The following is a 12043-nucleotide window of genomic DNA, read 5'->3' as shown; positions in this document are numbered from 1 at the left end:
CGCCGGACGCGGCCCGGAGGGTGGTCGTGGCGCCTGGCTCATCCGGGCCTGGCCTGCCCGCGCCTGGCTCACCCGCGGTCGCGCGGGTCGTCATGGCGCCTCGATGAAGGCGCGAAGGAGCGCGAAGAACCGTTCGCCCTCCGTGTCGGCGATGAAGTGGCCCGACTCCTCGAAGATCTCCAGCCGTGCCCCTGCGGGCAGGCCGGTCATGATCTCCCGCGCCGAGGCGAGCGGCGTGATCGGGTCGCGCGCGCCCGCCGCCACCAGCACCGGGCAGCGGACGTCGCGGAGCTCGCCCCGCAGGTCGAAACGCTCGCGCGACAGGAAGTTCATCGTCAGCTCCGGGTTGGGGATCATCCGCATCATCGCCTGAATGTCCTCGGGGGAGGGGAAGGCCGGATCCGGGCTGTAGGAGGGGGCGCACAACCGCCCGTACTCCGCGAACGTCTCCGGGGTGCCCTCCGTGAGGAACGCCTTGGCCGCCAGCGCCGCCGCCTCGCCCGCCTCCGCGCGGAACCCCTCGACGACCTGGTCGACGTCCATGCGGGCCATCGTGCTCTGCAGGATCAGCTTGGCGGGATGATCGGGGTGCCTGGCGGCGTAGTGCATGGCGACGATGCCGCCGAACGACCAGCCCAGCACGATCGGCCTGGTGATGCCGAGAGCCTTGCACAGGGTGGGGATGTCGTCGGCCCACTGGTCGAGGTGCCAGGTGGAGGGGTCGGAGTCCTGGCTGCGGCCGTTGCCGCGCTGGTCGACGTAGACGATCTGGACGAGGTCGGCGAGCCGCGCGTACGCCGGTTTGAAGATCGAGTGGTCGTGGCCCGGGCCGCCGTGCAGCAGGAGGAGCGTGGGCTTGTCCCGCATCGTGTCACCGTCGGGCACGAGGGCGGGGCCTTCGACGTCCACGAACAACGACGTGCCGTTCACCGTGACGCGCATAGGGGCTTCCTTTCCGCCAAATTGGTCTCATGACCAAGTCGTGTGACCAACATAGCGGGTCCGGGAGGGATATGTGGTCATGAAGGTGGAAAGGGCTGCGGGTGCTGCGGGCCATGGCCGGCGTTACCACGCCCGAGGTGCCCGCGGTCAGGGCATGCGACCGTCGGCGGACGGACTGCGACCTGAGGTGTATGTCGCCGGCGTGCCTGAGTCCGACTTCGGGTTGTCGTGCGTGAGGAGCGTCGTCCCTAGCGTCGGAGATCGACGAAAGGAAACACCTCACGATGAACGCGCTACGTCAGAGCCGGTGGCCGATCCTGCTGCTCATGGTGCTTTCGCCGCTGCTGGCGGAGGTTTTCAGCGGATCCATGCCGGCCACCGACTTTTTCCAGCCGGGTATGTTCTTCCCCTTCACGATCTTCGTGTACGGCCTGCCGATCCTGGTGCTGCGCGAAGTGGCCACGCGCGCGAAGACGGGACTGCTCGGCCTGTGGTGCTTAGGTATGATCTACGGCCTGTACAACGAGGGCCTCATCTCGGAAACGCTGTTCCACCCGCTCGACCCGGCGAACGACGCGTACGGCACCCTGGGCGTCGTGGCCGGCCTGCGGATCCCCTGGGCGCTGTACATCCTGCCCTGGCACGGCCTGTTCTCGCTCCTCACCCCGGTGCTCCTGACGCACCTGCTGTTCCCCCGGCAGGCATACAGTCCGTGGCTGCCGAAACGGGCCACCTGGATGCTGGCGCTCATCACCGGCGGGCTGGCGGTCGCCCGTTTCGTGTTCTGGGGCGAGAACCGAGGAGTTCAGGACGGCGCCACCTTCCTCCTGCACCTGGCGGCCGTGCTCGGTGCCGCGCTGGTGGCCTATGTGGTTGCGATGCGCCTTCCCCGGGTCCCGCGGGTCCAGGCGGGCGCGGATCGTCCAGGGGCGCGATGGCTGCCGTTCGCGTCGGGAGCCGGGCTCTACGCCATCTGGTTCGTGGGCACCGAGATGCTGGTCTCCGTCGTGAAGGCTCCGTGGCCGGTCGTTGTGCTCTACACCTCGGTGGCGGTGGTGGCGGGCCTCTGGGCGGTGGCCCGCATCGCCGCGACGACCTGGGCCGCCGCGGCGGTGTTCGTCCTCGGTGCGGGAACGACGCAGGCGGCCGTCATCGTCCTGCTGATCGGCCTGCTGACCGGCGACGCCTTCAGGGCCCTGTCCGGGGTTGTGTTCGTCGCCGTCTACCTCGTCACCGTGGCTCTCGCCATCCGGCGGCAGAGTCGAGCGGGGCAGCCGGACGGCACAGTCGACCCGAGGGATCAGCCGCGCAGGTAGCTGAGGACCGCCAGGACCCGTCGGTGACTGATCTCGTCGGCGGGCAGGTCCAGCTTGGTGAAGATGTTGCCGATGTGCTTGGAGACGGTCACCTCGGAGATGACGAGCTCCCTGCCGATGGCGGCGTTGGACCGGCCCTCCGCCATCAGGGCCAGCACCTCGAGCTCGCGGGTGCTGAGCCGCAGCAGCGGGTCGTCCCGGCGCGTGAGCAGCCGCCGCACCACGTCCGGGTCGATCACCGTTGCGCCGCCACCCACCTCCCGCATGGTCGCCACGAACTGGACGCCGTCGGCCACCCGGTCCTTGAGCAGGTAGCCGGTGCCGGCATCGCCGCTGCGCAGCAGCTCGGGGAGCGCGGCGCTGTCGACGTACTGGCTGAGGACCAGCACCGGCAGCGAAGGGCGATCGCGGCGCAGCGCGATCGCGGCCCGCAGGCCGTCGTCGGTGTGGTCGGGCGGCATGCGCACGTCGGTGACGACGATGTCAGGCCGAAAGACCGCGGCCGCGGTGCGGAGCTCACCCGCGGTGGCCGCGGTGGCCACCACCTGATGGTCGAAGTAGGTGATGAGATTGACCAGGCTCTCTCGTAGCAGGCCGGAGTCCTCGGCCAGCACGACTCTCATGCCGTCGCCGTCTGCGGCAGGCAGGGGATCTCCGCGCGCACGATGGTCGGCCCGCCGCCGGGGCTGGTGAACTTCACCTGGCCGCCCACCGCGGCCACCCGGTCTGCCATCCCCTGCACGCCTCCGTCCGCCCGCGAGTCGAGGCCGCCCCTGCCACTGTCGCCCACCTCCAAGATCAGCATGTCACGGACGATCCAGCCACTGACCCAGCAGTCGCTGGCTTCGGCGTGTTTGGCGACGTTCGCCAGAGCCTCGCTCACCATGAAGTACGCGGTACTCTCCACGCTTGGCACGAGCCTGCCCGGTACGTTGATCTTCACCCGGATCCTCATGGGATGGGCTCGTGCCAGCTCGGAGACGGCTTCGGGGAGGCCGCGCTCGGTCAGCACACGCGGATGGATGCCGCGGACGAGCTCGCGCAGCTCTTCCAGCGTCGTGATGGTCTCTCGATGGGCGCGGGACAGCAGGCTGCGCAGCTCGGGCTCTTCCACGTTCATTCGCGCCATGTCCAGCATCACGCCGAGCGCGACGAGCCGCTGCTGGGTGCCGTCGTGCAGGTCACGCTCGATGCGTCGCCGTTCTGCGTCGAAGGCGTCGAGGAGCCGCCCGCTGGAGCCGACCGTCTCCATGTCGGGGACCTCGTACGAGGGAGGCGCGAGCAGCGCCTGGACGATCGGGACGCGCATGCTTGCGACCGCGACGGCCAGATAGGCCGCGGCGACCAGTCCGAGCCCTGCGAATCCCGCCACCAGGAGCGCGTCCGTCAGCGTCGCGAGGTGAGAGCCGAGGACGTCCACCGGGCCGGACACCAGGTAGACGACCGGCGCGGCGAGACAGGCGAGACAGACGAGCGGGACGGCCGCGACGACGTAGTCGAGCAACCACAGTCCAGTGATCAGCGCCATGGTGTAGCCGAACTCGCGCCAAGAGACGTTCTCGCGGAGCCTGGTGCCTGCCCAGGCCACGGGCCCGGTTCGGCGCAGGGTCCTGTGCGGGCTGGGGTGCGCCGGCAAGCCGAGCAACCGCAGCCGCCGGCGTTCGATGGCGCCGACCGGGATCCCCGCCAGCCCGGCCGCCGTCAATGGCACGAACCCGATGGCAAAAGGCGCCAGCGTCGCACCCACCAGGACGAATATCAGCACGATCGCCATGGTGCCGCCACCGAGCAGGGCACCGGTCGCCGCATACGCCCAGGCGCGCAAGGGTGCGGAGGAGATCAGGAGTCTGGACGGACGAGACCTCAGCGCCTCTCGCGGATGCATGCTCTCCACACCGCCGGAGCCTAGAACCTTTTCCCGCCGGTGCCATGACAGCCACCTATACCAAGAAATGTCATACCTGCCGTGATTCGCCCACCTGCCGGTCACCTGTGTGCTGGAGACATCGTCGTCTAGCGCAATGGAGGACACCTCGTGAAGCCGGTTCGCTCCACACCAAGGCGATCGGTCACCTGGCCGATGAAGCCCACCGGGCGCAGGGTGTGGCTGGTGCTGCACGTGAGCCTTTCGATGGGCTGGCTCGGCGGCAGCTACGCCATGCTCGTCATGGGCGTCGTGGCGCTGAGCAGTACGGGGAAGCCACTGCGGCCCGCTGCCTACGAGCTCCTGCACATCAGCGACACAGCGATCATGATCCCCGGGAGCCTGGGGGCCCTGACCACTGGGCTGGTGCTGGCGCTGTACACCAAGTGGCGCGTTCTGCACCACTGGTGGGTCGTCACCAAACTGGTGCTCACCGTCTTTGCGATGATCTTCGGATACGCGTACACCGCCCAAGGGGTGAAGGCCGCGCTCGCGGCGACCCTGGCCGACCCGGGGGCCGACATCGGCTCTTTGGAGCCCGGCTTGCTCGCGGGGTCGGTCGTGATGCTGGTCGTCCTGTTCCTCGCCACGGTGCTGTCCATCATGAAGCCGTGGGGACGCACCGGGTGGGGTCGAGGTTCCAGAAGCCGATCCCGAGCTGTGGCGCGCTGACACGCGGCCCCGGATCCGGTGCTGATCGCTCCAGCCGATGGTGGCCGGCCACGAACAACCACCCCCGCCGTCGCCGGATGACGGCCGTCACGCACAGTCGTGCGAGCGCGGTCACTATCGCCACCACGAGCACGACCCCGGCGCCTGGTTGCCGCGCTCACCTGTCCTGGCCTGGCCGCACGATGCCCGTCTCGTAGGCGTAGACGACGAGCTGCACCCGGTCACGCAGTTGCAGTTTGGTGAGGATTCTGCCGACATGAGTTTTCACCGTCGCCTCCGAGACGGTCAGCGTCTCGGCGATCTCACCGTTGGAGTGACCGCGGACCACCTCTGCCAGCACCTCACGTTCGCGATCGGTGAGCTGATCCAGACGCTGGTCGGCAGGCGAGCAGCCGGTCGCCGAGTCGGGAAGGTGCTGGGCGAAGGTGTCGATCAACCGGCGGGTCACTTGCGGTGCGACCACCGCGTCGCCGGAGGCCACGGCCCGGATACCGGTGAGCAGATCAGGCGGCGGCACCTCCTTGAGCAGGAACCCGCTCGCTCCAGCCCGCAACCCGGAGAAGACATACTCGTCCAGATTGAACGTGGTCAGCAGCAGGACGCGCGCCGGAGATCCGGAGCCGACGATCCGCCGGGTCGCCTCGATGCCATCCATCACCGGCATCCGGACGTCCATCAGCACCACGTCAGGTCTCAATGCGCGGGTCATCGCGACACCCTGCCCGCCGTCGCCGGCCTCCCCGACGACTTCAAGGTCGGGCTGGGTCTCGAACACCATCCGAAAGCCGAGACGCAACATGGGCTGGTCATCCACCAGCAGCAGCCGGATCTTCACACGCTTCCGTCACCGAATCGAAGGCGAGTGTGCACCCGCCAGCCTCGATCGGGCAAAGGACCCGCCTCGATGCGGCCGCCGTATGCCGCCGCCCGCTCGGCCATGCCGGCCAGCCCGTGACCGCTAGGCCACGGCCCCGCGCCGGCCGTGACAGGCGCGCCGCGGCCGTCGTCGGTGATCTCGAGGTCGGCTCCGGAGCTCGTGTAGCTCAGCCGGATCCGGGCGGCGGCATCCGGGCCGGCATGCTTGATCGTGTTGGTCAGAGCCTCCTGCACGATCCGGTAGATCGTCAGCCCGGGGCCCGGCCCCCAGCCGCCCGGCACGCCTTCACGGATCAGGGTGACCCGCACGCCCGCCTCCCTCACCTGGTCGAGGAGTAGATCGAGATCGTTCACGCCGGGCTGCGGGGCCGGCTTGCCCATCTCGCCGGTGTCCGGCCCGCCGTCGCGCAGCAGTCCCAGCAGCCGGCGCATGTCCGCGAGCGCCTCCCTGCCCGCAGCCGACACCTTCCCCATCGTGTCGGCGGCCCGCTCGGGAGCGGTCGTCGCGGTGAACGCCGCCCCGTCGGACAGCGCCACCATGACCGCCAGGTTGTGGGTCACGATGTCGTGCACCTCCCGGGCGATCCGGGTCCGCTCGGCCGCTACCGCGAGACGCGCCTGCTGGTCACGCTCGCGTTCCACCCGCTCGGCCCGCTCCTTCAGCCCTGCGAGATAGGCCAGTCTGGTCTGGAGCGTCACCCCGAGCAGGACGGCAGCCGTCACGACCGAGGTGAGAGTCACCACATCGTCCCACCGCAGCCCCGCCACCAGCGTGCCGTAGAGAAAGGCCGTTCCGAGCGCCACCACCGGCGGCAGCACACGCCGCCACGGGCGGTGCCGGCCGACCGTGTACGCCGCCACCGCGATGGCGGTCACCGGGTGGACCTCCTGGACCCCTGCCGCGTAGGACGCCAGGCTGAGGCCGACCGTCACGTACAGGACGAGGACCGGAGCCGTCCGCCGCCAGACCAGCGGAAGGCAGACCGCGAACAGCCATCCCCACCCGGCCGACCCTGCGTGACCGGCGGCCAGCACGGGCACGTTGGCCAGCACCACCAGCACAGCCCATGCGGCGTCCACCACTCGCGGGTGCTCTCGGGCGCGGGCAACGATACGTCTGACCACGCGAGCGACGCTACAGACCGCCGCCGGCCGCCGCACCCACCGCAGGTCCCATCCTCGCCACCGCCCCGTACGACTCAAGTCGTACGGGGCGGACCGGCGCGCGCTCACGCCGCAGAGTTCGTCCCCGCGGGCAACGGCGATCAGATCAACCGGTCTACGGGTTCGGCATCGCCCGACTTCGTAGGTCTCCCGCGCCGGGCCGGCGGCGGGAGGGCGGCGAGTTGGATGAGGGCTCGCCTGGATCGAGACGGACGCCGGCCTGGCCGGGGAACGGCCAATGACCGGCCTTACGTCCTGCTCCTGCGCATCTGACCAAGAAGAACCGGAGAACCACGGCCCATACTGCAATGTAACGACGACGGCTGGCTGGAAAGGATCTCCTCGTAACACCATCAGTACGCCGAAACATTTGGAAATTAAAATTTTATGAGAATGGCGAGGAAAAGGCCAGGTCGCATGCCCGCCTCGTGGATTGATAAAACTTCAACCCTTGAATTCGCAACGAACGGGATGACAATGGTCCCTGGAAGATGTCAAGTTCCCTCGCCTTAGGTTTCTGGAGGTTCTGTGAGATCAATCCGACGTGTCGTCAGGATGCTGCTGGGCGTCACCGCCGGCGTGGCGCTGACGCTGTCCGGTACCTTACCGGCCTCGGCCGCCACGGCCGGGGCCACGTGGGAGCTGCGCGACATCGGGCAGCGCATGTGCGCGCCCGGCGGCCATCCCAGTACGTACTTCGTCGCGTACGTCTACGGAAAGTGGAAAGACAAGATCACCCTAGGCATACGGAACCTGCCGCCCGGATCGTACAGCAACGGCGGCGCCGTCTGGCCCGGAGAGAATTACGGCAACACCATCCTCGGATTCGTCCACGTATCCATCGCACCGGCCTCACCCGCCGTCTACGTCGCCGAACTGTGGGCCTCGGACGGAACCGTGGAGCAGACCAACCCCATCCGCATCAACATGCGGGAGGACTGCTGGTCACAGGGGAACCCGGATATCTGGCCCTGACGCTCAGCCATGTACATCAGCAGGTTGTCCCAAGCCACGACGAGCAGCGTCAGCAGGTAGAAGACGGTGAGGACGCCGACGATCAGCGGAGCGCGGTGGGCGAACAGCCCGGGGCGGCTGCGTCCGTCGTCACCGGAGGGCCTCGGCGAGCCAGCGTCGCGCCGTGCGGGGATCGTCGCTGGTCGTCCCGTCCACGCCGAGCTCGATCCAGTGCCGCAGGTCGTCCTCGTCGCGGGTGGGCCAGCCGTGCACCGGGAAGCCGTCGTCGTGCAGCTGCCGGACGACGTCGGCGGTCAGCCCTTCCGCGCCGCTGTGGATCCGGCAGGACCCGGTCTGCTCGATCAGTTTCCGGTATCCGCCCGGGTGGGCCTCGGCACGGGTCCACGCGGACACGATGATGCCCCGAGGGATCTCCGGCAGCTTCTCGGCCACGGCGGCCATCGCCTCGACCGAGAAACCGGTCAGGATCGTCCGCTCGGCGTAACCGGGATGGCGGGGGAAGAAGCCGGCCAGACCGTCGATGGCGGCCGGGTCCTTGATCTCCAGCTGGACGAACCGCGTCGTCGCCTCGTACATCTGCTCCAGCGTGGGCACCCGCTCGCCCCCGCCCACGTCGACCGAGCTGATCTCCGTCCAGGTCAGCTCCGCGACGGGGCCCAGCTCCTTGCCCTCCGGCCCGGCCGCCACCCGGTCCAGCGTGGCGTCGTGGAGCAGGAAGAGCTGCCCGTCGGAACTGATCCGTACGTCGGTCTCCAGCTCGTCGACGCCGACCTCTTCCGCCACGCGGTAGGACGCGATGGTGTTCTCGGGTGCTTCGGCCATGGCGCCGCGGTGCCCGACGATGGCAAATGCCACGATCTTCCTTTCTCGCTGATTTCTACTTGCCGGTGAGGTGTCGTACGGGCGGCCGGGGGAGCGGCGGCACGAAAGGTGCAGGGATCAGGACGCCACCAGTCGCCGATACTTCGGCAGCACCCGCTGCATGGCCGGGTCGAGATTCCGGTTCGCCTCGCGCAGCACCTCTGCCGGGTCGGCGTTGGAGGCGTACACCTTCTGCAGCACGATCAGCATCTCGGAGATCGTCTCGTTGACGTACCGGCGCATCACATCAGCCTGGCGGGCGCGGCCCAGCTGATCCTGGGCGACCTGGTACGCGGGGGTCGCGGTGTTGCGCTCCTTGATCTTCGGTGACTCGAGGGAACTGGTGGTCACCGGGAGATAGCCGGTGTTGAGGCTCCACTCGGGAGCGCCCTTCTCGGCGAGGTATTTGATCAGTTCCCAGGTCGCCTGCTTGCGCGTCCTGGTCGAGTTACGCATGACCGCCAGCCCGCTGCCTCCGGTCGGCACGCCGGGCGCGTCCTGCTCGGGCAGGAAGGCCGTGCCGAACTCGAACGTGGCCGCCTTGAGCAGCGAGGTGAGCGCGCCGGTGGAGTTGCAGATGGTCGCCGTCACGCCGGCCGCGAAGTCGGCGTTGATGTCGTCGGCCAGGTAGGCCATCCGGTCGTCGTGGATGAACGCCCGGTCGAACTCCAGGGCGGCGACGGTCTGCTCGGAATCCAGCCTCGACTCCATGCCCTCGGAGTAGCTGCCGTCGAAGGCCCAGCTCGAACCCTGGAAGTACCAGTCGTCCTTGCCGGTGTAGCCGCGCATCTTGACCGGTGCGCCGCGGTACTTGAAGCCCTTGAGCTGTTGTCCCCATTCCCGCAACTCGGTGAACGTCTTCGGCCCGCGGTCGGGCAGCCCGGCGCCGGCGAAGATCTCCTTGTTGTAGTAGAACAGGGGCGTCGAACGGGCCCAGGGCAGCCAGTAGACCTGGGCCCGGATGGTGCCCTCGGCCAGGAACCTCGGGTGGAACGCGTCGGGGCCGAAACCGGCGTCGAAGTAGCCGGTCAGCGGTTCCAGCGTCTCGGCGAGGAAATAGCGGTTCCAGTTCACGTCGCTGAGCGTGACGAGGTCGGGAACCTGCGCCACGGCGAAGCTGGCGGCCAGCTTTGAATCAAGCGCCGGATACCCGGGGAACAGCTGGATCTCGCAGAAGATGTCCTGTTGCGAGGCGTTGAACCCGTCGATGATCGACTGCAGGACCGTGGCGTTGTGGGAGGTGAACGCACTCCACAGCACGACCCGCTGCCGGCGGGCGAACCGTTCCGGCACCTGCCCGCTCACCTGGGCGTAGTCGCCGTCCCTGCGGCCGACGCAGCCGGTCAGCGCCGCACTGGCCAGGGCCGCGGTGGCACCGGTCAGGAGCCGGCGTCGGCTGAAACTCGTCCCGGTCACGCTGGGTCCTTTCTGATCGAACCGGATCGCAGGGTGATCACCGGCGAACCGCGCTGCCGGCCAGACCGGCGACGATGTAGCGCTGTGCCAGCAGGAAGACGATCACCACCGGCAGGACGACGAACAGGGTTCCGGCCATGAGCGCGCCCCAGTCGTTGATGCCGTCGTTCTCCTTGAGGTAGAGCAGCCCGATCGGCAGCGTCCGCATGTTGACCGAGTTGGTCACGATCAGCGGCCAGACGAAGTTGTTCCACTCGTCGATCAGGGCGATCAGCCCGACCGTGATGATCGCTGGCCGGGCCATCGGCACGATGATCGAGATGATCCTGCGCAGGTGCCCGGCGCCGTCCAGCTGCGCCGCCTCCAGCACCTCGTACGGGAGCGACCGGAAGAACTGGTGGAGCAGGAAGGTGCCGAACGCCGACGCCACGCCCGGCAGGATCAGGCCGGCGTAGGTGTTCAGCAGGTTCAGCTGGCCGATGGTGATGTAGTTCACCAGCAGCGTCACGTGCCCGGGAACCATCAGCGCGCCGAGCATGAAGATGAACAGGTAGCGCTTGCCCGGGAACGGCAGGAAGGCGAAGGCGTAGGCGGTGGAGATCGCCAGCAGCACCTTGAGCACCGTCCCGACCGCCGCCACCACGATCGAGTTGACCAGGAACTGGCCGAACGGGGCCAGCGTCCAGGCGTTGACGAAGTTCTCCAGGGTCAGCGATCGCGGGATCAGCCGCAGCGGCCAGCTGTTGATGTCGGCGTTGGTCTTGAACGCCGTGCTGACGAAGAGGTAGAGCGGGATCAGGAAGACCAGGGCCGTGATCACCAGGGCGAGTACGCCCCACCAGCGCGTACGGCGGGAGCCGGGCGACCTCCGCGAGGCGGGCTCGGTCGCCGCCGCGGTCGGCATGACCGTCATCAGTAGTGAACCCTCCGCTCGACGAATCGGAACTGCAACACGGTGATCGCCATCAGCACCACGAACATGATCATGGAAGCCGCGCTGGAGACGCCGACGTTGGTGCGGTTGAACGCCTCGTCGTAGATGAACCAGCTCAACGTGGTGGTGGATCGGGCGGGCCCGCCGTTGGTCATCATGGCGATCACGTCGAAGGCCTGGAAGGCGGAGATCGTCTGGGTGATCACCAGGAAGAAGGTGGTGGGGGCGAGCAGCGGGAAGATCATTCGCCGGAGCTGCGTCCACCGGCCGGCACCGTCGATCCTGGCCGCTTCCAGCACCTCGGCCGGGATCTGCTGAATGCCCACCAGGTAGACGATCGCGACGAAGCCGAGCCCCTTCCAGATGGAGACGATGATCAACGCCCACAGTGCCCAGGAGTCGTCGGTCGTCCAGGCCGGCGAGCTCGCGCCGAACGCCTCGAACACCAGCCGGCTGAGGCCGTGATTCGGATCGAAGATGAACAGCCAGATGGTCGCGATCGCCGCCCCGGACAACACGTGCGGGGCGAAGGCGAGCGTCTGCACCGCGGTGGTGCCCCGGAGGCGCTGCGCGAACAACAGCGCCAGCGCCAGGCCCAGCACCAGGGTCACGACCACGACGACGACCACCCACACCAGGGTGCGCAACAGGACCTGGGGGAAGGACCAGCTGCTGAACAGGGCCTGGTAGTTGAGCAGGCCGACCACCTCGGCCTTGAGCGAGATGAAGTCCCAGGTGGTGAAGCTCAGATAGACGTTCTCGACGATCGGCCAGTAGGCGAACACCGCGATCAACGCCAGGTTGGGCAGGGCGAAGGCGGCGAACAGGAGATACCCGTGCAGGCGTCGGCGTGCCGCGACGCGCCGCCCTTCGGACGTCGTTCTCCTGGCATCGGCCGTTCGGCGGGCGCCGTCGGAGAGTGCCGATCTCGCGTCGAGATCGCTTGCTCCACTGCTCACGGGC

General features: G+C 68.3%; 12 protein-coding genes. 3 read left to right on the top strand and 9 right to left on the bottom strand.

Annotated elements, in window-relative coordinates; translation table 11 throughout:
* Nucleotides 1–90: 90 nt before the first annotated feature.
* Nucleotides 91–942, bottom strand: coding sequence for an alpha/beta fold hydrolase (locus E1295_RS02010; protein ID WP_132627907.1), 852 nt, complete (start codon nucleotides 940–942; stop codon nucleotides 91–93).
* A gap of 284 nt (nucleotides 943–1226) precedes the next feature.
* Between E1295_RS02010 and E1295_RS02005 the strand changes: the two genes are divergently transcribed.
* Nucleotides 1227–2258: a hypothetical protein gene (locus tag E1295_RS02005; RefSeq protein ID WP_132627906.1), complete on the top strand. Its 1032-nt coding sequence runs from the start codon at nucleotides 1227–1229 to the stop codon at nucleotides 2256–2258.
* Here E1295_RS02005 and E1295_RS02000 read toward each other — a convergent pair.
* On the bottom strand, nucleotides 2243–2881 hold the full coding sequence (locus E1295_RS02000) for a response regulator transcription factor (protein WP_132627905.1): 639 nt from the start codon (nucleotides 2879–2881) through the stop codon (nucleotides 2243–2245). The two genes, E1295_RS02005 and E1295_RS02000, sit on opposite strands and share 16 nt — an antisense overlap.
* Nucleotides 2878–4143, bottom strand: a complete 1266-nt coding sequence (locus E1295_RS01995) for a sensor histidine kinase (RefSeq protein WP_132627904.1) — start codon at nucleotides 4141–4143, stop codon at nucleotides 2878–2880. The genes E1295_RS02000 and E1295_RS01995 overlap by 4 nt, the downstream gene beginning before the upstream one ends.
* Nucleotides 4144–4293: 150 nt before the next feature.
* Here E1295_RS01995 and E1295_RS01990 point away from each other — a divergent pair, with 150 nt between their 5' ends.
* A complete protein-coding gene (locus E1295_RS01990) occupies nucleotides 4294–4854 on the top strand; it encodes a hypothetical protein (RefSeq protein ID WP_132627903.1) in 561 nt (186 codons plus the stop codon).
* A gap of 157 nt (nucleotides 4855–5011) precedes the next feature.
* Here E1295_RS01990 and E1295_RS01985 read toward each other — a convergent pair whose 3' ends face one another.
* The gene (locus E1295_RS01985; RefSeq protein WP_132627902.1) at nucleotides 5012–5689 is read right to left on the bottom strand and encodes a response regulator; all 678 of its coding nucleotides are present in this window, start codon (nucleotides 5687–5689) and stop codon (nucleotides 5012–5014) included.
* On the bottom strand, nucleotides 5686–6855 hold the full coding sequence (locus tag E1295_RS01980) for a sensor histidine kinase (RefSeq protein ID WP_166427031.1): 1170 nt from the start codon (nucleotides 6853–6855) through the stop codon (nucleotides 5686–5688). Before E1295_RS01980 ends, E1295_RS01985 begins: the two co-directional genes overlap by 4 nt.
* A gap of 594 nt (nucleotides 6856–7449) precedes the next feature.
* Here E1295_RS01980 and E1295_RS01975 point away from each other — a divergent pair.
* Nucleotides 7450–7869 carry a DUF5980 family protein gene (locus tag E1295_RS01975; RefSeq protein WP_132627900.1) on the top strand — a complete coding sequence of 140 codons (420 nt, stop codon included), beginning with the start codon at nucleotides 7450–7452 and terminating at the stop codon, nucleotides 7867–7869.
* Nucleotides 7870–7998: 129 nt separating this feature from the next.
* On the opposite strand, the gene E1295_RS01970 is transcribed toward E1295_RS01975, so the two are convergent.
* The 4 genes from E1295_RS01970 to E1295_RS01955 all read right to left on the bottom strand — a co-directional run bounded on the left by E1295_RS01970 (nucleotide 7999) and on the right by E1295_RS01955 (nucleotide 12039).
* Entirely contained in the window at nucleotides 7999–8724 is a 726-nt protein-coding gene (locus E1295_RS01970) for a glycerophosphodiester phosphodiesterase (RefSeq protein ID WP_132627899.1), read from the bottom strand.
* A gap of 84 nt (nucleotides 8725–8808) precedes the next feature.
* The gene (locus tag E1295_RS01965; RefSeq protein WP_166427030.1) at nucleotides 8809–10146 is read right to left on the bottom strand and encodes an ABC transporter substrate-binding protein; all 1338 of its coding nucleotides are present in this window, start codon (nucleotides 10144–10146) and stop codon (nucleotides 8809–8811) included.
* A gap of 37 nt (nucleotides 10147–10183) precedes the next feature.
* A complete protein-coding gene (locus E1295_RS01960; RefSeq protein WP_220448501.1) occupies nucleotides 10184–11059 on the bottom strand; it encodes a carbohydrate ABC transporter permease in 876 nt (291 codons plus the stop codon).
* A complete protein-coding gene (locus E1295_RS01955; RefSeq protein ID WP_132627897.1) occupies nucleotides 11059–12039 on the bottom strand; it encodes a carbohydrate ABC transporter permease in 981 nt (326 codons plus the stop codon). Before E1295_RS01955 ends, E1295_RS01960 begins: the two co-directional genes overlap by 1 nt.
* Nucleotides 12040–12043 lie beyond the last annotated feature (4 nt).

It is taken from the genome of Nonomuraea mesophila (assembly GCF_004352805.1).
Lineage (GTDB): Bacteria > Actinomycetota > Actinomycetes > Streptosporangiales > Streptosporangiaceae > Nonomuraea > Nonomuraea longispora.
The sequence above is the reverse complement of the archived record's forward strand: the minus strand, read 5'-3'. Positions and strand labels throughout refer to the sequence as shown.